Source organism: Mesorhizobium sp. CA8, assembly GCF_020164955.1.
Taxonomy (GTDB): Bacteria; Pseudomonadota; Alphaproteobacteria; order Rhizobiales; family Rhizobiaceae; genus Mesorhizobium.
In genome coordinates, this window is the sequence record NZ_JAIUHG010000001.1 from 382,050 (window position 1) to 402,857 (window position 20,808).

Below are 20,808 nucleotides of genomic sequence, written 5' to 3' on the forward strand. Positions count from 1 at the left end.
AATCATTCGAACGTAGCTTAACGAACCGGAAGTCGCTGCGCGCAGAAATTGAAGTCTGTATGCCTTTGCAACGCTCGAACACAGCGGATAAATTTATTGTGGACCGCCGTAAACCGCACCGCAACAGCGATGTGGCGCGCGCGGTGCGCAAGACGCGCGACCGCCTTTCGCAGCAGGCGGGCAGCCTCGATTTCGACCGTGAACTGCTGAAGCTGCATGCGCGCGCCATGGCGGTCAGCGCGGTCGCGATCCCGTTGCTCGTGCTCGCCGTGGCAGCCATCGGCCGGCTGGCGGGTCTGGACAGCCAGATCGCCATCTGGGCCCTGTCGACGCTGCTTTGCTACACAATCGTCGCTTTCATGGCGCGTCGCGTGGAGCGGACCGAGGCGGTCGAACTCGACCCGGTGCAGACGCGTCGCGACTTCCTGATTGGCCATTTCCTCTGTGGCCTTGGCTGGGCGTGGTTCGCCTGGTTCGGCTGCGCCACATGCCAGGTCGACCAGTTCCATGTGGCCAAGGCCATGGTGCTGCTGATCGCCATGGCGACGACCGCCGTGATGGCCTCCTCGCTTGGCGGCGCGCTGTTCGCGACCTTTGCCATTCCCGTTGCCGTTTATGCCTACACCGTCATGCGCCTGTGGACGCCTATCGAAGCCACGATGGCGGCCCTGCTCATCGCGGCGCTTCCCTTCTTCGGTTACGTCGCGCGTCATCTCAATCAGGCTTCGTTGATGGTGCTGTCCTTCCGCTCGGAGAAGGACGCGCTGATCGCCGAGCTGGAGACGGCGAAATCGATGTCGGACGAGGCGAGGCGGCGGGCCGAGGACGCCAATCTGGCGAAATCGCGTTTCCTCGCCTCGATGAGCCACGAGCTCAGGACGCCGCTCAACGCCATCCTTGGCTTCTCCGAAGTGATGGCCAATGAAGTGCTGGGGCCGATGAACAATCCGACGTACCGCGACTATGCCCATGACGTGCACGAGTCCGGCCAGCACCTGCTCGACCTGATCAACGAGATCCTCGACCTGTCGCGCATCGAGGCCGGCCGCTACCAGCTCAACGAGGAGCCGGTCGTGCTGGTCACCATCGTCGAGGACTGCTGCCACATGATGGAGCTGCGTGCCCGCAACAAGGACATCCGCATCATCCAGGAGTTCGAGGAGACCTTGCCGCGCCTCTTCGCTGACGAGCGCGCCGTCAGGCAGATCACGCTCAACCTTCTCTCCAATTCGATCAAGTTCACCCCGTCCGGCGGCGAAGTGCGCGTGCGTGTCGGCTGGACCGCCGGCGGCGGCCAGTACATTTCGGTCAAGGACAACGGCCCAGGCATACCGGAAGAAGAAATCCCCGTGGTGCTTTCCGCTTTCGGCCAGGGCTCGATCGCCATCAAGAGCGCCGAGCAGGGAACCGGCCTCGGCCTGCCGATCGTGCAGGGGCTGCTTGCCATGCATGGCGGCGAGTTCGAGCTTCATTCCAAGCTGCGCGAAGGCACCGAGGCGATCGCCATCTTCCCGTTGAGCCGGGTGATGGAGGAATTGCCGGCCTTGCCGACCAAGACGGTTGCCGCGCGCGGGCGCCGCTGAAGCAATTTCCGCCGGGCGCTAAAGCCGGACAGCCATCGCCATGCCGGAACTGGTCAATGCCGCGGCTTTGACGATACCGGCGGCGAGAGCGGCCCCTACCCCTTCGCCATGGCCGATGCCGAAATCGAGCAGCGGCCTCAGCCCGAGCCTTTCGGCCGCCTTGGCGTGGCCAGGCTCTGGCGACAGGCTGGCAAGCAGGCAATGATCGAGCGCGCCTGGATTGCCCGCATAAAGGACAGCGGCCGCCGCCGTCGCCACGAACCCGTCGAGCAGGACAGGGATCTTCTCCATGCGCGCCGCGAGAATGGCGCCGCAGATCGCCGCGAACTCACGCCCGCCGACCCGTCGCAAGGCCTCGAGCGGATCGCTCAGACCCGGGCCATGGAATGCCAGCGCCCGATCGACAACCTCGGCCTTGCGCGCGATCATCGCTGCGTCTGCGCCCGCGCCTGGGCCAACCCAGTCGATGCCGCTGCCGCCGAACAGCGCGGCGCAAAGCGCGGCGGCTATCGTCGAATTGCCGACTCCGAGATCGCCAAGGCACAGAAGGTCGGCGCCGCCCGCGACCGCCTCCATGCCGAAGGCCATGGTTGCGGCGCAGCCGCGTTCATCGAGCGCGGCCTCCTCGGTGATGTCGCCTGTGGGGATATCCAAAGCGAGATCGAAGACTTTCAGGCCGAGATCGTTGGCGATGCAGACCTGGTTGATCGCGGCGCCGCCGGCCGCGCAGAGCTCGACCTCATTGGCGGTTGCCGCCACCGGCAGCGGCGAGATGCCGTGCCTGACGGCACCATGATTGCCGGCGAAGATCGCCATCAGCGGCCGGTTGATCGTGGGCGGCGCGCGCCCGCTCCAGGCGGCAATCCAGGCCGCGATGTCCTCGATGCGCCCAAGCGATTCTTTCGGCTTATCCGCCTTGGCTAACAGCGCGCGGACACGCGTGCCCGCCGCATCATCGGCCGGCGGCAGGGCCGCCAGGAGGCTTCGGAAATCGTCGAAAGGCTTAGCAGGCATTTATATCCGGTCGCGCTTCGTTGCGGAAATCGCAAGCGGCATAGCCGCCTTCTCCAACCGGCACAACCGCCTGGACGATGCCGCGAACGCGCTGCCTTGCGGCGCAATGCGGAGGGCTTGCATTGCTCCGGCGGTTGCACCATGTGGAATAAAGCCAAGAGAACAGCATGACCGCCATCGAATCCCCCTGCATCCTGGTCTGTTCGATCGATATGAAAACCGGTTTCTGCTTCGGTTGCGGCCGCACGCGCGACGAGATTTCCGCCTGGCTCGCGATGACCGCCGAAACGCGCCGGGCGGTGATGGCGGAACTGCCGGCACGGCTCGAAACGGTGGAGCGGCGGCCGCGCCGCGAAACCCGCCGAACCCGCATGGCGCGCGAGCGCGGTGTTTTGTGAGAAGAAACCGATGAACCGGCTGTTCTGGGTCATCATGGCGGTGATCGGCGCCGGGGTTGTGCTGCTCATGCTCAACAATTCGGCCGGCCACACCTTCGGCATGAACAACAACGATTTCGGCCGGCTGATCTGGGTCGGCGTGCTGGTGATGGTGATCGGTGCGAGCCTGCTCCGCTCCGGCCGGCCGCTGGGCGACATGGCACGCAATATCGGTGTCTGGGCCGCACTGATCCTCGTGCTGATCGCCGGCTACCAGTATCGCTACGAGTTGCAGGATGTCGCGAGCCGCGTGACCGCCGGCTTTGTCCCGGGCAGTCCGCTGGCGCTCGGCGTGGAGAATGGCCGCCCGACCGTCACGCTCGACAAAGCCGACAACGGCCATTTCGAAGCTCGCATCCTGGTCAACGGCACGCCGGTGCGCGCCGTGGTCGACACCGGCGCGACCAGCACGGTGCTGACATCGGAAGATGCCCAGGCCGCGGGGTTCAACCCGGCGGCGCTCAGCTACAGCGTGGATGTCGCCACGGCCAACGGCATGGCGCGCGCGGCGATGGTCAGGACCAACGAGGTGGCGATCGGCGGCATCGTGCGCAAGGACATGTCGGTGATGGTCGCGGCGCCCGGCATGCTGGACCAAAGCCTGCTCGGCATGAACTTCATCGGCTCGTTGTCGGGTTTCGACGTGCGTGGCGACCGCATGATCCTGCGGGACTAATATTGCCGAGAAAGTGCGCAGCGGTTCTGCGGCGACGACATGCCTTGCGACACATCGTCTGAATCTGTTTCGGCACAGCGTTTGTTCAGCCGAAGTCAGGCTGCTTCGGCTTCCGCCGCATCGAAATCGACTGCGGAAAACGCGCTCCGCAACACCTCCGCCCCGGCTCCGGGCTTGTTCGCGTCGGTGGAAAGAATCTGCCGGAAGCGGCGGGCGCCGGGCAAGCCGTGGAACAGTCCGACCATATGACGGGTGATGTGGCCGAGCCGCCCGCCCCGCTCGATATGGCGCGCCGCATAGCCGGCCATGGCGTCGACCAGCGCCAAATAATCGAAGGCGGCAGGCGCCTCGCCGTAGAAGGCGGCATCGACGCCGGTCAGGATCCCCGGCGTATGATAGGCCGCGCGGCCGAGCATCACGCCATCGACATGGGAAAGATGCGCCGACGCCCCGGCGAGCGACTGGATGCCGCCGTTGATGCCGATGAATTCGTCCTGCTTTCTGGCCTTCAACCGGTAGACGCGCGGATAATCGAGCGGCGGGATCTCGCGGTTCTCCTTGGGACTGAGCCCTTCCAGCCAGGCCTTGCGGGCGTGCACCCAGAGCGCATCGGCGCCGGCGGCCAGCACGCCGTCGGAGAGCGTGTCGAGAGCGGGTTCCGGGTCCTGATCGTCGACACCGATACGGCATTTGACCGTGACGGGGATTTTCACCGAAGCTTTCATCGCTGCGACGCACTCGGCGACCAGAGCCGGCGTCTTCATCAGGCAGGCGCCGAACGTCCCCGACTGGACGCGGTCGGACGGGCAGCCCACATTGAGGTTTATCTCGTCATAGCCGAAGGTCTCGCCGATCCGCGCAGCCTCGGTAAGTTTTACCGGATCCGATCCGCCAAGCTGCAATGCAACCGGGTGCTCGACATCGTCGAAACCGAGCAGTCTTTCGCGCGCGCCATGCATGACCGCGTCCGCCACCACCATCTCGGTGTAAAGCAGCGCGCGGCGCGTCAACTGACGGTGGAAGAACCGGCAATGCCTGTCCGTCCAATCCATCATAGGCGCAATGGCCAGTCTATGGTCTTGATTTTTCGCCATTTTTTGTTTAACATCAAATTGTTAGCACTTTGCGCGCCAACCCGAATTTACGCCAGAATACGACCCTTTTCGCCACGTTTCGATCTCTCAGTGCACACGGAGCGCACACGAAAAAATGGCCACCTACACAAAGCTCTCGTCCGGTTCCTGGCGCGTGAAAGTCCGTCGCAAAGGTCGCTACGTCAGCGAGACCTTCCTGCGCCGTGACGACGCACGCCGCTGGGCGACCGAAACCGAGCGCCAAGTCGATCGTGGAGAGACGCCGACCAAGTCCCGCATAGCGCGTCTTAAGACCTTCGGCGAGCTCATCGACCTCCATATCGACGACATGTGCGAGGTAGGCAAGTCCCCTCGCCGCTCTAAGGCCGCGGCCCTCGATATGATCCGGAGACATCTTGGCAAGACCAGCATCGCAGCGCTCGATCGCGAACGGCTCATTCAGTTCGGCCGCGAGCGCGCCGCCCAGGGTGCCGGCCCGATGACGCTCGGTATCGACATCGGCTTCATAAAGCTTGTCCTGTCTCATGCTGCGGCCGTCCATGGGCTACCGGTCAAGATCGAACCTGTCGATCTCGCGCGCATCGCACTTAAGCGCCTCGGACTTCTCGGCAAGGGATGTGAGCGCGAAAGGCGGCTGACCCAGGATGAACTCGACAGGCTAATCGCTCACTTCGATGCAAACCCTCTCCAGAGAGGGCCGGTCGGCCAGATCATACGGTTCGCCGTTGCAACCGCGATGCGCCAGGAGGAAATTTGCAGGGTTCGTTGGTCCGACTTGGAGAACCGCACGCGGATGCTTCTCGTTCGCGACCGGAAAGACCCGCGCACAAGAAAGGCAACAATCAGCGCATACCGCTATTCGCGGCAACTGGATACGATGCCTGGGCCATCGTTGAGGAACAGCGCGCAAAGCGAAGCAATGACGATAAGCGAATTTCCCATTCAATCACAAATCAGTCGGCACCGCTTTCCGTCGAGGATGCGCCGACCTGCATTTCCATGACTTGCGTCATGAGGGCACAAGCCGCCTTTTCGAGGCGGATTTCACGATTGAACAAGTAGCTCTGGTGACCGGGCATAAGGACTGGAAGATGTTGAGACGGTACACCCATTTGAGGCCTGAAATGCTTCACACTATTCCAACATCGAGGGTAGCGATGACGCAAGTGATCCGATCGCCTTTGGAGGATGCCATTGAAAACGTGATTCAATGGATATTCGCGCTAGGAAGATGAATTTCAGCGTCGTCCGCTTGCAGGAGATTATGAAGAAGACCGCCATCACAGGGTCCGCTCGGGAGTGGCATCGAAAGTTCCGGAAAAGTCTGTCGCGATGCGACAATGGGTCAGCGCCGCCGTGAAAATCCTACTCTCAAGCTCGCGTTCTATTCTACACTTGCTACAAGGCCGATCAGACCCCTTGATCGAAATGTCGTCGTCTAAATCGCCACGGCGCCCTACGGCCATGTCAACGCCAGCGCGTTCTTTTGCCCTCCTAGCGCCCTCCTGGCGAGCACTACGCGACGACGGTTGCCGGATCGATGTCACAATGGCGAGCAAGGTCATCAAGCACCGAACGGATATGGGGCCATGGAAATCATCTGGAATTCCCACTTTTTCGTGGACCGTCGCGTTGAACTCGGGCGTGTAGAACTGGAAATTGTCGCGGCCGAGCTCCTTGGCCCCGTAAATGTCCACATCGGCATTGGCTAGCAGCAGGTCGGCATCAGCCCGTCCTTGGGGTAGCTCGCCACGCCCATGCTGGCTTTCACCCGCCCAGCAGGGCACAGCCCACGCCGGAAACGAACTCAAAACTGGATAGAAACTGGGGGCAAGGTCATGCTCGTGCCATCAACGAACGCGAGGCTAAGCACGATGTCATGAAGCAACGAGCAATCCTGCGAGACGTCAATTGATCAACGGAACCGGAGCAAATCAGCGCCGACTCCGCACCCTTGGGCCCATAATGGGCCCAAAACGTTTTGGGCCGAGGGCAATTTTCATCAATGAATTTAAAGGTCATGGGCCCGGAGGGGGCGTCGAAGTTCTTGATTTATCGCGGGCGAATATCAGAAGCTCTCCAGGATGGCTACGTGTGGCTCGGCCCTACCTTTTGAATGGCGATTTAGCCATGAAAGCTACCAATGCGTCCCCTGGACCGCACCACACACGCAATTACATACAGTGGCAAATCCTAACAAGGAAAAATACGCCCACTCCATAAGGGATGACGAGGAGTCCGAGGGCGATCCAATAGCCCGGTTGCGCTATTGCCGCGAAATCTGAGCGAAGCTGTTGCATTGCCACCAAACGATGCGCCGACATCGTTGTTCCAAGGGGGCAACGGTCCGAGCGCATCATGACGTTCCCGATTTTTGCCAGCAATGGAACATGTTCTTGAGTTTTCAATTCATGGCAGGATCAAAAAGCAGTGGAGATGTTTGGTGGCTCCTCTAACGCCAGAGCAGGTGACGGCGGCTCGGGCCCTGTTGAACTGGTCTCGGGTCAGCCTCGGGGCCAAGTGCGATTTGAGCGAGGCGGATATTCGCGAATTTGAGCGTGGTGGCCGTCTCCCCTCGCCAGAAAAGCTGCTTGCCGTGCGCCAGGCATTCCGGGCCGCCGGTATCGTGTTTTTCGGCCAGGACAGCTCGGGCAAACCTGTCCTCCGGTTGCAAATACCGGCTCGTGTTCCGGTCACCAATCGTAGTGATGGCGGGGCCGGGATAGTCGGCAACAGCGAAATGTAGCCGCTCTTCATCCCGATCGGGGCGAGCGGTTCGGGGAAATCGCCTCTCAGACAGGTCGAGATAGCTTTGCAAGCCTGCCGCAGCCGCAAAACAGCCGAGCTTGCCAACGCCATGATCCGACCTGTCGCGGACGCATTTGGTGCGGCCGGTGATCCAAACTGGTTCCGCTGCCGCGGCGTCCTTACAGGCCAGCGGACTTGGTCGGCTACAAACCTCTTCATGAAGGAGGAACAAAGCAGCCGGTTGTCAGTTCGGTAACATTCAACAAATGTTCCGGATCATGGCTCATCGTCGGTTTTCGTTGCTAGCTTTGGGCCTTCTGGTCTTGGCGTTTGGCTCGATGCAGCAAAACGCCGCTCACGCGCAGGCGCCCTGCCCTGCCGATCACGACAAGCTGCTTTCGGCCTTGAAGGCCAACGTGAAGGCGAGCGGCGGCCCGGCGAATGGCGGCTTCGACACCAACGAATGGGCGGCAATCGTTGCCCGCGACGGCACCGTCTGCGCCGTTGCCTTCAGTGGACCCGCGGCCGATGCGCAGTGGCCGGGCAGCCGGCTGATCGCGGCCGAGAAGGCCAACACGGCCAACGGGCTCAGCCTGGCGAACATGGCCCTTTCAACAGCCAATCTCTATGCCGGGGTGCAGCCGGGCGGGCCGCTGTTCGGTCTGCAGACCACCAATCCCGTCAACCAGGCAACGGCTTACGCAGGCGACCCCAAGACGTTCGGCAGCGCCAACGATCCGCTGATCGGCAAGCCGATCGGAGGCGTCGTCGTGTTCGGCGGGGGCCTGGCTCTCTACGACGGCAAGGCGATCGTCGGTGGCCTAGGGATCAGCGGCGATTCGTCCTGCGCTGACCACAACGTCGCCTGGCGCGTTCGCGCCGCCCTGGGGCTCGATAAGGTTCCGGCGGGCGTCAATCCCAACCGCAAGGATGCCATCATCTACGATCTCGATCCCGGCGGGAAAAGCGCCTCGGGCTGGGGCCACCCGCTTTGTGCCGGGCACGAGGCCGATATAGCGGCGGAAATCGGTTCCGGCGTCGGAGGTTCGACGCCGAAATGAAGCAAGCAGCGCAACCGGCACGATCCTGCGGGGACGCCCCGATGACCAAACGCTCGTCGGCACTCCGAAGATATTCACCCGGCCTTGCAGCGATGCTGTTGGTCTGCGCCCCCCTGCTGACAGCCGCTTCGGAACCGTCGCCGGCACCCGCGATCTCACCGCCTGCCGCGGCCGCACCGCCCGATGACGGGCAATGGACGATGCCCGCCAAGAACTACGCCTCGACCCGCTATAGCGAGCTCGCCGAGATCAATGAAGGCAACGTCAAGAATCTGCAGGTCGCCTTCACCTTTTCCACCGGGGTGAACAAGGGCCAGGAAGCGGCGCCGCTGGTGGTCGGCAGCACGATGTACATCGTGAGCCCGTTTCCCAACATCGTCTACGCGCTCGACCTTTCCAAGTCTGGCGCGCCGATAAAATGGAAATACGAGCCCAATCCTGAGCCTGCCGCGCAAGGGGTTGCCTGCTGCGATGTCGTCAACCGCGGCGCTGCCTTCGCGAATGGACGCATATTCTTCAACACGCTCGACGGCCATACCATCGCGCTCGATGCGAACACCGGCCAGCCGGTCTGGAACGCCCATGTAGGCAACATCAATATCGGCGAAACCATCACCATGGCGCCGCTTGTGGTGAAAGGCAAAGTGCTGGTCGGCAATTCCGGTGGCGAGATGGGCGTGCGCGGCTGGGTCAAGGCGCTCGACGCCGGCGACGGCCATGTCGCCTGGACGGCTTACAACACGGGCCCCGACAAGGACGTGCTGATCGGCCCGGACTTCAAGCCGCATTACGACATGGACAAGGGCAAGGATCTCGGCGTCACGACATGGCCGCCTGAAGCCTGGAAGATCGGCGGCGGCAATGTGTGGGGCTGGATTTCCTACGATCCGGATCTCAACCTTATCTTCCACGGCACCGGCAATCCCGGCCCCTGGAATCCCGATCTGCGGCCCGGCGACAACAAGTGGACATCGGGCATTTTCGCCCGCGATCCCGATACCGGAGCGGCGAAATGGTTCTATCAGTGGACCCCGCACGATCTGCACGATTATGACGGCATCAATGAGCAAATCCTGCTCGACATGAACTGGCAGGGCAAGCCGCGCAAGGTGCTGGTCCGGCCGGAACGCAACGGCTATCTCTACGTCCTTGATCGAACCACCGGCGAGGTCCTGTCTGCAAAACCTTATGGCCCCGTCAACTCCAGCAAGGGCGTGGACCTCAAGACCGGCAGGTTGATGGAAAACCCGGACAAGGTGACGGGCACCGGCAAGGTCGTCCGCGACATCTGCCCGACCGCGTCGGGCCTCAAGGACTGGCAGCCTTCCGCCTTTTCTCCGAAGACCGGCCTAGTCTACATCCCGCACAACAATCTGTGCATGGACGAAGAAGGCGTCGAGGTGAACTACATCGCCGGCACGCCCTATGTCGGAATGAACGTCCGCATGATCCCGGGGCCGGGCGGCAATCGCGGCGCCTTCACGGCGTGGGATATCGCGGCCGAAAAACCCGCCTGGAGCCTCAAGGAGAATTTCCCGGTGTGGAGCGGCGCTGTCGTCACCGCCGGCGACGTGGTCTTCTACGGAACGATGGACGGCTGGTTCAAGGCGGTGAGCGCCAAGACCGGCGACCTGCTCTGGCAGTTCAAGACCTCGTCCGGCATTATCGGCCAGCCCATCACCTATCGCGGCCCGGACGGCCACCAATATGTCGCTGTATTGTCCGGCGTCGGCGGCTGGGCTGGCGCCATCGTGTCGGGCGACCTCGACCCGCGCGACGCCACCGCCGCGCTCGGTTTCGTCAATGCGATGAAGGACCTGAAGAACGCAACCACGGCGGGAGGCACGCTCTATGTGTTCCGTCTGCCCTGATGTATTCGGCGTGATCCACAACGTGGCGCGAAAGGCTTTCCCGCCGTTAGCGCTCGGCATCACCGCGCTCACCTTGCTGCTCTTTCCGGCGGCGGCCGGCGCTCGTGAACTCAGGGTCTGCGCCGACCCGAACAATCTGCCCTTTTCCAATGCAGCCGGACAGGGATTCGAGAACAGGATCGCCGAAATCATCGCCGCCGATCTCGGCGCGAAGCTGACCTACACCTGGTGGGCGCAGCGCCGCGGCTTCGTGCGCAACACGCTGAAAGCGGATCTCTGCGACCTCGTGCCCGGCACGCCGGCCAATCTCGAAATGCTGCGCACCACGAGGCCTTACTACCGCTCGTCCTATGTCTTCGTGACCCGCCAGAACGACCCCGACGTCGCCTCCTTTAACGACCCGCGGCTGCGCGACATGCGCATCGGCGTTCAACTCATCGGCGACGACGGCGCCAACTCGCCTCCGGTCCAGGCTCTCGGTCGTCGTGGCATAGTCGGACACCTCGTCGGCTATCCGGTCTATGGCGATTACTCCGCCCCCAATCCGCCGGCCCGCATCGTCGAGGCGGTGGCGAGCGGCGAGATCGACCTAGCCGTGGTATGGGGCCCGCTTGCCGGCTATTTTGCCCAGAAGCAGAAGGTCCCGCTGCGGATCACGCCGGTTGCGCCTCGCATCGACGGACCGCAATTACCCATGATCTACGATATTTCGATGGGCGTGCGGCGCGAGGACGACGCGTTGCGCGGCGACGTGAACAATGCCTTGGCCAAGCACAAGGCGGAGATCGACGCATTGCTGGCGCAGTATGGCGTACCGCGCCTCGATGCCTCGGGGAGCACGGTGCGATGAGGTGCGCTGTCGCTGTGCTCTTTCCCGTGGTGCTGATGCTCGTCGCCTGCCAGCGCGAGGAGCGGGACACGCGCCCGCAATCGGCCCTCGGCTCGGGCGAGCAGCCGACGCCGGTGACAACTCTGGTACCCGGCGGGCAGCGGCCCTCTCCCACAGACAACAAAGCGGCGAGCTTCGAGGCCAATGCCTTTCATCTGAGCGAAGGCAAGCGCCTGTTCGGTTGGTTCAACTGTTCAGGATGCCATGCCAATGGCGGCGGCGGCATGGGCCCGGCGCTGATGGACGAGAAATGGATCTATGGCAGCTCGATGGAAAGCATTCACGCCACCATCCGTGACGGGCGGCCGAACGGCATGCCCAGCTTCCGCGACAAGATCCCGGACGACCAGATCTGGGAGCTTGCGGCCTTCGTTCGCTCGTTGAGCGGCAAAGCGCCTTCCTCCGCCGCGCCGTCGCGCAATGACGACATGATGGCGCACCCATCGGAAAACCGTATGCCGAATGCCGCCACGCTGGGGAAGTCGCCGTGAAGCGCTTCGCCTCGATTGCGTTCGTCACGGCAATCGCCCTGTTTCTTCAGGGATGCGCCGGCTGGCAATCGGCGCTCGACCCGAAAGGTCCCGCGGCAAGCGAGCTCGCATGGCTGATCTGGTTCTTCACCGGCCTGTGCGCGGCGGTGTGGGTGCTGGTGATGATCGCCCTTGCCTTGCCATTGATGATGCGGCCACGAGAGCGCGCCGAGCCGCTTGTAGTCGACGCCGATGCCGACAATCGCAAGCTGCGTGTGGTGTTGACCGCGGTCGGGCTGACCGCCGTGATCCTGGTCGGGCTCACGCTGCTCAGCTTCTTTGCCAACAGGACGCTTGCGGCGATCGGCTCGGATGCCGCGTTGACCATTCGCGTCACAGGTCATCAATGGTGGTGGGAGGTGCGCTACGAGGATGCCACACCGAGCCACATCCTCACCACGGCGAACGAGATCCATATTCCCGCCGGTGAGCCGGTGCGGCTTCTTCTCACTTCGACCGACGTGATCCATTCCTTTTGGGTCCCAAGCCTTTCCGGCAAGCTCGACCTCATTCCCGGCCGCATGAACGTGCTCGACATCAAAGCGGACAAGCCCGGCGTCTACCGGGGCCAGTGCGCCGAGTTCTGCGGCGCGCAGCACGCCAACATGGGCACCTTCATCATCGCGGAACCGCGCGAAAAGTTCGACGCCTGGTGGAACGATCAGTTGGAGCCGGCCGCCGCGCCAATGAGCGACGAGGCCAAGACCGGCGAGAACCTCTTCCTCAAACGCCCCTGCGTGATGTGTCACAAGATCGGCGGCACCCCCGCAGGCGGAACGGTCGCGCCCGATCTCACCCATATAGCCAGCCGGCAGACGCTTGCGGCCGGAACATTGACGATGAGCCGCGGCAATCTCGCCGCCTGGATAGCCGATCCGCAGGGCGTGAAGCCTGGATCGCATATGCCGGTGGTCGATCTCAACGGCGACGAGCTCAACGCCATCGTCGCTTATCTTGAGGGGCTGAAATGAGCAGCGCCGATATCACCAGCGAACGCGATCTGCCTCCCGAAAGCGAAGCGTCCGCCAAAGGCGATGTCGCCCCCGAACGTGACGGACCGCGCGACACCGGCTTGGACGATGCCAGCCTGCATCGGTGGCTGGCGCGGACGTGGCGCACGCCTCCCGGTATCATCGGCGCGCTATCGAGCGTCGACCATAAGGTCATCGCCCGCCGATACCTGATCACCGCCTTCCTGTTTCTGTGTTTGGGCGGCCTCAACGCCGTTGTCATGCGCATCCAACTCTCGGGTCCGCGGCGCGGCCTGATCGGGCCAGATCTCTACAACCAGCTGTTTACGATGCATGGCGTCACCATGATGTTCCTGTTCGCTGTGCCCATCGTCCAGGCGACAGGAATCTATCTGGTGCCGTTAATGGTCGGCACCCGCAACATCGCCTTCCCGCGCCTCAATGCCTTCAGCTATTGGGTCTATGTCTCAGGAGGCCTCTTCGCCTGGGTGTCCTTCGCCCTGTCGATGGCGCCGGATGTCGGCTGGTTCGCCTATGTGCCGCTGTCCGGGCCGGAATACGCTCCAGGCAAGCGCGCCGACGTCTGGGCGCAGATGATCACCTATACAGAGGTGTCATCCCTGGCGGTCGCCGTCGCGACAATCGTCACCGTGTTCAAGCACCGGGCACCCGGTATGTCGCTCGACAAGATCCCGCTCTACGTCTGGGCATTGCTGGTCACGTCCTTCGTCGTCGTCTTCGCCATGCCGGCGGTAATGGTCACCTCGACCTTCCTGATTCTCGACCGGCTGGTCGGCACGCATATCTTCAACCCGGCGGAAGGCGGTGACGCGCTGCTGTTCCAGCATCTCTTCTGGTTCTTCGGTCATCCCGAAGTCTACATCATTTTCCTGCCCGCGACCGGCATGGTCTCCGCCATCATCCCGGCCTTCGCCCGGCGCCCGATGTTCGGCCATCTCGGCTTGGTCCTGTCGTTGATCGCCGTCGGTTTCCTGTCGTTCGGCCTCTGGGTCCACCACATGTTCGCGACCGGGCTGCCGAAACTGGGGGCCAGCTTCTTCACCGCCTCGAGCATGATGATCGCAATCCCCAACGGCGTTCAGATCTTCTGCTGGCTGGCGACTCTCTGGGACAGCAGACCGGTGATCCGCACGCCGCTGCTGTTCGTCTTCGGCTTCTTCTTCATCTTCGTCATCGGCGGCCTGACTGGCGTCATGCTTGCCTCCGTGCCGCTCGACCTGCAGGTGCACGACACCTATTTCGTCGTCGCTCACTTCCATTACGTTCTGATCGGCGGCTCGGTCTTTCCGCTGCTCGGAGCTGCCTATTTCTGGTTTCCCAAAATCACCGGCCGCATGATGAGCGAGCGCCTCGGGCGTTGGCACTTTTGGCTGGCGATGGTCGGCTTCAACGCGGCTTTCTTCCCCATGCACATCGTCGGCCTGTGGGGCATGCCGCGCAGGGTCTACACCTATCCGGCCGAGCTCGGCTGGGGGAACATCAATTTCTTCATCAGCGCCGGCGCGGTGCTCTTCTTCCTGAGCTTCGTGCTGTTTGCCTTCAACCTCGTCCACAGCGCATTGAGGGGTGCGCCTGCCGGCGACAATCTCTGGGACGCCGGCACGCTTGAATGGGCGACGTCTTCGCCGCCGCCCAGCTACAATTTCGCGCGCATTCCGATCGTGACGAATGTCGAGCCGCTCTGGGCCGAACGCGAGGCGCTCCCCGTCGCGACCGGGCTTCGCGTCGACGTGCGCGAGTTGGTCGTCTCGACGGTGGCGGAAGCCCATCCCGACATCCGCGAGAAATCGGCGACGCCGTCGATCTGGCCGCTGCTGGCGGCGATCGCCGTCGGCGGCACTTTCCTCTACTCGATCTTCACGCCCTGGGCGATCGTGTGGGGCGCCGCGCCGATCGCCATCACCTTGATCGGATGGTTCTGGCCCAAGGGCGATCCGGAGGACGAGGAATGAACCAGCGCCCCGCGATGGATCTTTCCGGCCTCCCGACCTTTGGACATGGCCCGCGCAGCCCGACCTGGTGGGGTACGCTTGGCTTCATGGCGTTGGAGGGCACCGGCTTTGCGCTGGCCGCCGGCGCCTATCTCTATCTCGCGACCTTGTGGCCCAACTGGCGGCTAAGCGCTCCGCAGCCCAACCATTGGCCCGGAACGATCGTGACGCTGCTTCTCATCGCCAGCCTGGTTCCCAACCACATACTGAACGGCTACGCGAAGCAGTGCGCTATAGGACCGGTGCGGATCGGCATGGTGGTGATGTCGCTGCTCGGCATCGCGCCGCTCGTCGTGCGCTGGTTCGAGTTTCCGGCGCTGAACATCTATTGGGACACGAACGCCTACGGCTCGATGCTGTGGGTGCTGCTCGGTCTTCACACGACGCATCTCATCACCGATGTCGGCGACACAATCGTTCTGACGGTGCTGATGTTCACGCACCATGGCTACAGCGGCCGGCGCTTCGGCGACGTCGGCGACAATGTCTTCTACTGGGATTTCGTGGTCCTCACCTGGATCCCAATCTACCTGCTCATCTACTGGCTACCAAGGTGGGGCTGAGATGCGCGCGCTGCGACTGGGCACGTCCTGGGGAGGTTTGTTGTCGGGGCCCTTGGCCTGGGCAATCTCGACGCAGCTGAACTACGCACTCGTGCACTGGCAGTGCAATCGCCAGGTGCAGGTCGTGCTCCCGTTGGCGCTGTTGCTCGCGCTGTTTTCGCTGCTCGGCGGCGCGCTGTCATGGCGGGCGAAGCGGCAAGGCGGCGCCGCCTTCAAGCCGGAGCGCACGCGCAGTACCGAGCGTTTCGTCGCCGATCTCGGCATGCTCGCGGCACTGCTGTTCGCCCTCGTCATCCTCATGCAGGGTAGCGCGGCGCTTATTCTCGACGAGTGCCTGCGATGAGCCTCGAGGCCTTCTTTTCGACCTCGATCTGCTATGGCGCCGGCGCACCCGAGGCCGGATGGACGTTGGCGTTTCCCATCACGCTTCCCTTGGCAATGCTCGCGCTTATTTATGCGCTCGGCGCAAGCCGGCTATGGCGTCGCAGCGGCCGCGGCCGACCCGAGCGGCTACGCCAAGCTCTATTGTTCGCCGCCGGCTGGGGAGTTTTGACGGGAGCGCTGGTCAGCCCGATCCATGCGCTCGGCGAGCGGGTGTTCTCAGCCCATATGATCGAGCACGAGTTGCTGATGGCCGTAGCGGCGCCGCTTCTTGTCGCCGCCTGCCCCGGCGCGGCCTTGATGTGGGCGTTGCCGGCCACACTTCGCCGAGGGACGGGAAAGCTCACCCATGGCAATGTGCTGCAGGCGCTCTGGGCCCTCGCCGCGCGCCCGCTCAGCGCGACGGTCCTTCATGGGATAGCAATCTGGACCTGGCACGTTCCGGCGCTGTTCGAGGCAGCGCTGCAGCAGGGGGTGTTGCACTACGCGCAGCATGCGAGTTTCCTCGGCACTGCCTTGCTGTTCTGGTGGGCGCTTCTGCCACGCTCTGGCCGACGGCAAACCTATGGCAGCTCCGTCATGCATCTTTTCTTCACCTCGCTGCATACCGGCCTGCTCGGCGTCCTGCTGCTGTTATCGCCAAAACTCTGGTATCCGGCGAATGCCTCCGGCGCGGCGCTCTGGGGCCTGAGCCCGATCGAGGACCAGCAGCTCGCCGGGCTAGTAATGTGGGTTCCGGCCGGCTTGATCTATGGCGGAGCGGCCTTGCTGCTCGCCGGCCTTTGGATAAGCAACAGCGGAACCAGGGAGGCAACGCATGCGCTCCGACCTGGCTAGGCTGATCGGCGGCGCCCTTGCCGCGATCCTCCTGCTGGCCGCGGCAGTCGGCGCAGCGGCCTTATGGACCGACCGGCGCGAGCGCGTCCGGCACGAGTCGGATGTGGCGACCGGCGGCGTGGGCGCACGCGCCATTCCGATCATGACCGCGAATGGCTGTTCCGGCTGCCATACGATTCCCGGCGTGCCGGGAGCGCAAGGCCAGGTCGGGCCGCGCCTCGACGGCAGCCTAGCCGGCCGTGTCTATATCGGCGGCGTTCTGGCAAACAATCCGGAGAACCTGATCCGCTGGATCCGGTCGGCAAGGGAAATCAACCCGCACACCGCCATGCCGTCGACAAGGATCACCGAGCAGCAGGCGCGCGATATCGCGGCCTATCTCTATGCCCTCAGATAATCAGCCTTCGCCGCCGCGCCGGGACCACAGGCCGCGGCCTGGATCGTAGCCGACCACCGCCGCCAGGAAGAATGCCCCAAGGCAGGCAACAACGACGAGCATGGAAACCACATCGAACCGCAGGTAGAGCGCGAAGCGGATCAGTTCGACCGCCGAGCTGAATGGGTTCCAGGCGGCGATCGTCGCCAGCACCGGGCCGGCTTCGGCGAGCCGCCAGATCGGATAGAGCGCCGTCGAGGCAAAGAACATCGGGAAAATGACGAAGTTCATCACGCCGGCGAAGTTCTCCATCTGGGTCGAGATCGAGGACACCAATAGGCCGAACGCACCGAGCATCAGACCCGACAGCACGAGCGCCGGAAACACGGCGACATAGCCCAGGATCGGCGGCCGCACGTCCCAGAAGCGCGCCACGAAAAGGAACAGGTAGATCAGCGGCAGGCCGACGATCACGCTGGCCAGCAGGCGCGCGGCAAGCAGGTACCAGCGCGGCAAAGGTGCCGTCAGCAGCAGGCGCATGCTGCCCATCTCGCGGTCGTAGACCATGGCCAGCGAGCTTGCCATGGCATGAAACAGCAGCATCATGGCCACCAGCCCGGGCACAACATAGACCTCGTAGAGGACATAAGTCTGGTAAGGCGGCGTAATCGACAGGCCGAGTACCGAGCGAAAGCCGGCCGCGAAGATCGCCAGCCAGACAAGCGGACGGACCATCGCGGAGAACAGGCGCGCGCGCTGCCGCAGCGTGCGCAGCATTTCCCGCTGCAAGATGCCGTGGAGCGCCCGCAATGCGTGATGCGTCTTCATGGCGACCCCGTCAGCGAGGCGAATGCCTCCGCGATGCTTTCGACCCCAAGCTCGGTGGAGATGCGATCAGCGCGACCGGCCCAGCGCACCCTGCCCTGATCCAGCACGACGATGTCGTCATCGGCTCCCACTTCTTCGAGGAAATGCGTCGCCCACAAAACGGCAATGCCGCGCTCGCGGCAAAGCTCTCTCACATGCCGCTCGAGCGCGCGCCGTCCCGGCACGTCGAGCCCGGCGGTCGGCTCGTCGAGCAGCAGCAGGCGCGGACCATGCATCAGCGCCCTTGCGATCTCCACGCGTCGGCGCTGACCGCCGGACAGCGCGCGGGTGAGATGATCGATCCTGTCCAGCACTCCCAGGCGGCTGAGTTCCTCCCTGGAGCGCTGCTTGCTCAAGTCTGCGGGAATCCCGTGCAGGGCCGCGTGGTAGCGCAGGTTCTCCCCCGCCGTCAGGTCGAGATCGAGCGTCGGCAGTTGGAAAACGATGCCCATTTGCGCGAGCGCGGCGGATGGGTTCGCCTCCATCGCCTGGCCAAAGACATGCACAGATCCTGCCCGCGCGTGATAGAGACCAGTGATCAGCGAGAACAAAGTCGTCTTGCCGGCCCCGTTGCGTCCAAGCAGGACGCACATCCTCCCTTCAGCCACAGCGAACGAGACCCCCTGGAGAACCGGCCGGTTTCCGAAACTGTGGCCCAGCTCCTCGACCGACAGCGCGTTCATGGGCCGATCACGACGCTCCATGGGCCGCGCCCCACCGGCAGCGATTTCACCACCTCCTGATTCTCCAGGTCAATGAAGGAGATATCGCCCGAGTTGCCGTTGGCGCTGATCAGGCGCTTCTGGTCGTCCGAGAGCGCGACATGCCAGGGCCGCTGGCCGACGAGGTAGAGGTGCCGGACCGCGAGGGTCTTGGTATCGACCTCGGCAATCCTATTGGCCGGACCGAGCGCTACATAGGCGTTCGCGCCGTCGCGCGACATCACGATACCGACCGCCTGCACGCCCTCGCGCCGAATACCCGGCACCTCGAACTCGATCTTGCCCGTTTGAGCGCGCGTCGCGGCGTCGAACACCGTGGCGGTGCCGCGGATTTCGGACGACACCCACAATTGCTTGCCGTCCGGCGAGAACGCCGCCGCGCGCGGCCGCGTGTCGATGAGCAGGTTGTCGATGAGCTCGAGCGTGGCGGCATCGATAAGATGGACCATGCTCGTGGTCTCGGAGGTGCAGGCGACCGTGCGTCCGTCCGCACTAACCGCCATGCCTTCCGGCTCCACCCCGACATCGACGGTGCCGATAACCTTGGCCGCCGCGATATCCACGACCGAAACCAGATTGTCGTTCTCATTGGCCACAAAGAGCCGTTTGCCATCCGGGTGGACGACGAAGAATTCCGGGTCGGCGCCCGAAGGCAATCGACCGACCACTTGCCGCCTGGCGAGATCGATCATGTCGATGCGGTTGTCGTCGCCTTCGGCAACGAACAGCGTCTTCTTGTCGATCGAAAGCGCCATTCCGCGCGGACGCCGGCCGACTTCGATCGTGTCCTGAAGGGTCATGGTCGCCCCGTCGACGACCGCGACGGTGTTGTCCTGCTCGTTGGAGACATAAATCGTCTCTGCCGAGGCGGAACGAGCGAGGATCAACATCGAAAGGACGAGCGCGATCAGAACTTGCACGTGCTCTCCTCCAGATCGATGCCCAGAGTGTCCAGCGTCGAACGCTGGTGCAAGAAGCCCGGCTGTGGCGAGCTCGAGACGAGCAGGCGAGGACCAGCGATCAGGATGGGCTGGCGCATCTGCCCGTCCCACGGACGGAAACTCAGCCCCTGTCCCTTGAAGCCGGCGAGAAGGAAATCGTCGCTGCGCAGATAGTTTCCGATCGCGGTTGGATCGAGACTGTGCAGCCGCGTTGCCGCCTCGCCAACGCTTTTGACGGCAAGCCAGGCGGCGTAGTCGCTGGGCAGCATCCAGCGCCCAGCCAGCTTGTGGAAGCGATCCTGGAGCTGCGTAGCGCCCCACTCCTCGTTGACCGCACTCCAGCCGGTTGCGACCAGCCCTTGCGTCCCGGCCACCGGTCTCGGAAGAGCGGTGCGCCCCTCGAGATAGGCGCCGAATTCATCGGCTTCGTCGGCAATGACGAGCACATCATAGTCGCTAACTTGCGTGGCGGCGGGGATCTCGGTCTGCAGCGTGACGTGCCCCGTGTCCGCGCGGCCATTGGCGGGCCGGAACGTCCAGGGCTGGTCGACCGTGATTTCGGCTCCGAAGCGCGTCGCGGCGCGCCGGAAGGCGGCCGCCATCGCCTGATCCTGCGGATGCGGGCCGACCAGCAGGAACCAGTGCTGCCAGCGTTTCCAGACCAGATATTGCGCCAGGGCGTCGGCGAGCATGGCGTGGCTCGGAATTGTGTGCAGCACGTTCCTGCGGCAATCCTCCTGACGCAGGCGATCATCGGGTGCGCGGCTGTTGAACAGCGTCATCCGCTCGGCGCCAGGAGCTGCGCTCGCCTGCAGCAATTGGAGCGCATCCAGATCGGCAACCACAAAGCTGATGCCGGCGGCCGCGAATTCCTTGATCGCTTCGGCTGGCGTCTCGCCGAACTTGAGGATGACTTGCTGTAACCGGAATTGCTGGCCGAGAAAGCGGCCAGCGCCCGCGTCGTCGCCAATGCCCAGCCGGGCACCTTGGAGGCCATCGTCGGTGACCGTCTGATCGAGAGGTCCCAGCGGCAAAGGCGGAGTCCGCTGTTGGCCAAGATAGCCGATCACCATAGTATGCGGCTCGGCAAGCCCTGGGACGGGTGCCGCGAGGAGGAGCATGACCAATGCCAGCGCCAGCCTTATCCGGCTCAGGTCGCGCAAGCGAAGCTGAATGTTCGAAATCGCCACGGGCACTCCAGGACGGCAGCGACCCTAATGCTTTGGATGAAGGAA

At 63.5% G+C, this 20,808-nt stretch carries 21 protein-coding genes and 1 pseudogene; 16 read left to right on the forward strand and 6 right to left on the reverse strand.

The window, feature by feature from the left end:
* Positions 1-59: 59 nt before the first annotated feature.
* Positions 60-1,583: an ATP-binding protein gene (locus LB553_RS02205; RefSeq protein ID WP_224510133.1), complete on the forward strand. Its 1,524-nt coding sequence runs from the start codon at positions 60-62 to the stop codon at positions 1,581-1,583.
* 18 nt (positions 1,584-1,601) lie between these two features.
* Here the strand turns inward: LB553_RS02205 and LB553_RS02210 are convergent, their stop codons facing one another.
* The gene (locus LB553_RS02210) at positions 1,602-2,597 is read right to left on the reverse strand and encodes a nicotinate-nucleotide--dimethylbenzimidazole phosphoribosyltransferase (RefSeq protein WP_224510136.1); all 996 of its coding nucleotides are present in this window, start codon (positions 2,595-2,597) and stop codon (positions 1,602-1,604) included.
* Between the two features lie 167 nt (positions 2,598-2,764).
* On the opposite strand from LB553_RS02210, the gene LB553_RS02215 reads away from it, so the two are divergent.
* Together LB553_RS02215 and LB553_RS02220 are read left to right on the forward strand one after the other, a co-directional pair.
* Positions 2,765-2,995 (forward strand): DUF1289 domain-containing protein, encoded by a 231-nt coding sequence (locus LB553_RS02215; RefSeq protein WP_224510138.1) that lies wholly within the window; start codon positions 2,765-2,767, stop codon positions 2,993-2,995.
* A gap of 10 nt (positions 2,996-3,005) precedes the next feature.
* Positions 3,006-3,710 carry a TIGR02281 family clan AA aspartic protease gene (locus tag LB553_RS02220; protein WP_224510141.1) on the forward strand — a complete coding sequence of 235 codons (705 nt, stop codon included), beginning with the start codon at positions 3,006-3,008 and terminating at the stop codon, positions 3,708-3,710.
* A 95-nt stretch (positions 3,711-3,805) separates the two neighbouring features.
* On the opposite strand, the gene dusA is transcribed toward LB553_RS02220, so the two are convergent.
* Positions 3,806-4,804 carry a tRNA dihydrouridine(20/20a) synthase DusA gene (gene dusA / locus LB553_RS02225; RefSeq protein ID WP_224510144.1) on the reverse strand — a complete coding sequence of 333 codons (999 nt, stop codon included), beginning with the start codon at positions 4,802-4,804 and terminating at the stop codon, positions 3,806-3,808.
* 478 nt (positions 4,805-5,282) lie between these two features.
* On the opposite strand from dusA, the pseudogene LB553_RS30750 reads away from it, so the two are divergent.
* From LB553_RS30750 to LB553_RS02285, 13 genes and pseudogenes are all read left to right on the forward strand, one after another.
* A pseudogene (locus LB553_RS30750) lies at positions 5,283-6,039 on the forward strand (tyrosine-type recombinase/integrase).
* A gap of 354 nt (positions 6,040-6,393) precedes the next feature.
* Positions 6,394-6,516, forward strand: a complete 123-nt coding sequence (locus tag LB553_RS30430; protein WP_263483882.1) for a hypothetical protein — start codon at positions 6,394-6,396, stop codon at positions 6,514-6,516.
* 671 nt (positions 6,517-7,187) lie between these two features.
* Positions 7,188-7,550: a helix-turn-helix domain-containing protein gene (locus tag LB553_RS02235; protein WP_224510147.1), complete on the forward strand. Its 363-nt coding sequence runs from the start codon at positions 7,188-7,190 to the stop codon at positions 7,548-7,550.
* 340 nt (positions 7,551-7,890) lie between these two features.
* Positions 7,891-8,613 (forward strand): heme-binding protein, encoded by a 723-nt coding sequence (locus tag LB553_RS02240; protein ID WP_224510151.1) that lies wholly within the window; start codon positions 7,891-7,893, stop codon positions 8,611-8,613.
* Positions 8,610-10,484 (forward strand): methanol/ethanol family PQQ-dependent dehydrogenase, encoded by a 1,875-nt coding sequence (locus LB553_RS02245; protein ID WP_412033166.1) that lies wholly within the window; start codon positions 8,610-8,612, stop codon positions 10,482-10,484. The genes LB553_RS02240 and LB553_RS02245 overlap by 4 nt, the downstream gene beginning before the upstream one ends.
* Entirely contained in the window at positions 10,465-11,334 is an 870-nt protein-coding gene (locus LB553_RS02250; RefSeq protein WP_412033168.1) for a substrate-binding domain-containing protein, read from the forward strand. Before LB553_RS02245 ends, LB553_RS02250 begins: the two co-directional genes overlap by 20 nt.
* The gene (locus LB553_RS02255) at positions 11,331-11,864 is read left to right on the forward strand and encodes a c-type cytochrome (protein WP_224510154.1); all 534 of its coding nucleotides are present in this window, start codon (positions 11,331-11,333) and stop codon (positions 11,862-11,864) included. Before LB553_RS02250 ends, LB553_RS02255 begins: the two co-directional genes overlap by 4 nt.
* Positions 11,861-12,874, forward strand: coding sequence for a cytochrome c oxidase subunit II (gene coxB / locus LB553_RS02260; RefSeq protein ID WP_224510157.1), 1,014 nt, complete (start codon positions 11,861-11,863; stop codon positions 12,872-12,874). The genes LB553_RS02255 and coxB overlap by 4 nt, the downstream gene beginning before the upstream one ends.
* The gene (ctaD, locus tag LB553_RS02265; RefSeq protein WP_224510160.1) at positions 12,871-14,847 is read left to right on the forward strand and encodes a cytochrome c oxidase subunit I; all 1,977 of its coding nucleotides are present in this window, start codon (positions 12,871-12,873) and stop codon (positions 14,845-14,847) included. Before coxB ends, ctaD begins: the two co-directional genes overlap by 4 nt.
* Positions 14,844-15,449 carry a heme-copper oxidase subunit III gene (locus LB553_RS02270; RefSeq protein ID WP_224510163.1) on the forward strand — a complete coding sequence of 202 codons (606 nt, stop codon included), beginning with the start codon at positions 14,844-14,846 and terminating at the stop codon, positions 15,447-15,449. Before ctaD ends, LB553_RS02270 begins: the two co-directional genes overlap by 4 nt.
* Before the next feature lies 1 nt (position 15,450).
* Positions 15,451-15,792 (forward strand): hypothetical protein, encoded by a 342-nt coding sequence (locus LB553_RS02275; protein WP_224510166.1) that lies wholly within the window; start codon positions 15,451-15,453, stop codon positions 15,790-15,792.
* Positions 15,789-16,667: a cytochrome c oxidase assembly protein gene (locus tag LB553_RS02280; protein ID WP_224510169.1), complete on the forward strand. Its 879-nt coding sequence runs from the start codon at positions 15,789-15,791 to the stop codon at positions 16,665-16,667. The genes LB553_RS02275 and LB553_RS02280 overlap by 4 nt, the downstream gene beginning before the upstream one ends.
* The gene (locus tag LB553_RS02285; protein WP_224510172.1) at positions 16,648-17,064 is read left to right on the forward strand and encodes a c-type cytochrome; all 417 of its coding nucleotides are present in this window, start codon (positions 16,648-16,650) and stop codon (positions 17,062-17,064) included. Before LB553_RS02280 ends, LB553_RS02285 begins: the two co-directional genes overlap by 20 nt.
* On the opposite strand, the gene LB553_RS02290 is transcribed toward LB553_RS02285, so the two are convergent.
* Genes LB553_RS02290 through LB553_RS02305 form a run of 4 tightly spaced genes read right to left on the reverse strand, consistent with a single transcriptional unit; the run spans position 17,065 to position 20,763 of the window.
* The gene (locus tag LB553_RS02290; protein WP_224510176.1) at positions 17,065-17,871 is read right to left on the reverse strand and encodes an ABC transporter permease; all 807 of its coding nucleotides are present in this window, start codon (positions 17,869-17,871) and stop codon (positions 17,065-17,067) included. It abuts the gene before it with no gap.
* A complete protein-coding gene (locus LB553_RS02295; RefSeq protein ID WP_224510179.1) occupies positions 17,868-18,593 on the reverse strand; it encodes an ATP-binding cassette domain-containing protein in 726 nt (241 codons plus the stop codon). Before LB553_RS02295 ends, LB553_RS02290 begins: the two co-directional genes overlap by 4 nt.
* Positions 18,590-19,552 (reverse strand): PQQ-dependent catabolism-associated beta-propeller protein, encoded by a 963-nt coding sequence (locus LB553_RS02300; RefSeq protein WP_224510182.1) that lies wholly within the window; start codon positions 19,550-19,552, stop codon positions 18,590-18,592. The genes LB553_RS02295 and LB553_RS02300 overlap by 4 nt, the downstream gene beginning before the upstream one ends.
* Entirely contained in the window at positions 19,540-20,763 is a 1,224-nt protein-coding gene (locus tag LB553_RS02305) for an ABC transporter substrate-binding protein (protein ID WP_224510186.1), read from the reverse strand. The genes LB553_RS02300 and LB553_RS02305 overlap by 13 nt, the downstream gene beginning before the upstream one ends.
* Positions 20,764-20,808: the final 45 nt, after the last annotated feature.

What these genes read in the sequence shown, in the direction of transcription:
- LB553_RS02205 (WP_224510133.1), top strand. Translation starts at nt 60, where the DNA reads ATGCCTTTGCAACGCTCGAACACAGCGGATAAATTTATTGTGGACCGC.
- LB553_RS02210 (WP_224510136.1), bottom strand. Translation starts at nt 2,597, where the DNA reads ATGCCTGCTAAGCCTTTCGACGATTTCCGAAGCCTCCTGGCGGCCCTG.
- LB553_RS02215 (WP_224510138.1), top strand. Translation starts at nt 2,765, where the DNA reads ATGACCGCCATCGAATCCCCCTGCATCCTGGTCTGTTCGATCGATATG.
- LB553_RS02220 (WP_224510141.1), top strand. Translation starts at nt 3,006, where the DNA reads ATGAACCGGCTGTTCTGGGTCATCATGGCGGTGATCGGCGCCGGGGTT.
- dusA (WP_224510144.1), bottom strand. Translation starts at nt 4,804, where the DNA reads ATGGCGAAAAATCAAGACCATAGACTGGCCATTGCGCCTATGATGGAT.
- LB553_RS30430 (WP_263483882.1), top strand. Translation starts at nt 6,394, where the DNA reads ATGGAAATCATCTGGAATTCCCACTTTTTCGTGGACCGTCGCGTTGAA.
- LB553_RS02235 (WP_224510147.1), top strand. Translation starts at nt 7,188, where the DNA reads ATGGAACATGTTCTTGAGTTTTCAATTCATGGCAGGATCAAAAAGCAG.
- LB553_RS02240 (WP_224510151.1), top strand. Translation starts at nt 7,891, where the DNA reads ATGCAGCAAAACGCCGCTCACGCGCAGGCGCCCTGCCCTGCCGATCAC.
- LB553_RS02245 (WP_412033166.1), top strand. Translation starts at nt 8,610, where the DNA reads ATGAAGCAAGCAGCGCAACCGGCACGATCCTGCGGGGACGCCCCGATG.
- LB553_RS02250 (WP_412033168.1), top strand. Translation starts at nt 10,465, where the DNA reads ATGTGTTCCGTCTGCCCTGATGTATTCGGCGTGATCCACAACGTGGCG.
- LB553_RS02255 (WP_224510154.1), top strand. Translation starts at nt 11,331, where the DNA reads ATGAGGTGCGCTGTCGCTGTGCTCTTTCCCGTGGTGCTGATGCTCGTC.
- ctaD (WP_224510160.1), top strand. Translation starts at nt 12,871, where the DNA reads ATGAGCAGCGCCGATATCACCAGCGAACGCGATCTGCCTCCCGAAAGC.
- LB553_RS02270 (WP_224510163.1), top strand. Translation starts at nt 14,844, where the DNA reads ATGAACCAGCGCCCCGCGATGGATCTTTCCGGCCTCCCGACCTTTGGA.
- LB553_RS02275 (WP_224510166.1), top strand. Translation starts at nt 15,451, where the DNA reads ATGCGCGCGCTGCGACTGGGCACGTCCTGGGGAGGTTTGTTGTCGGGG.
- LB553_RS02280 (WP_224510169.1), top strand. Translation starts at nt 15,789, where the DNA reads ATGAGCCTCGAGGCCTTCTTTTCGACCTCGATCTGCTATGGCGCCGGC.
- LB553_RS02285 (WP_224510172.1), top strand. Translation starts at nt 16,648, where the DNA reads ATGCGCTCCGACCTGGCTAGGCTGATCGGCGGCGCCCTTGCCGCGATC.
- LB553_RS02290 (WP_224510176.1), bottom strand. Translation starts at nt 17,871, where the DNA reads ATGAAGACGCATCACGCATTGCGGGCGCTCCACGGCATCTTGCAGCGG.
- LB553_RS02295 (WP_224510179.1), bottom strand. Translation starts at nt 18,593, where the DNA reads ATGAACGCGCTGTCGGTCGAGGAGCTGGGCCACAGTTTCGGAAACCGG.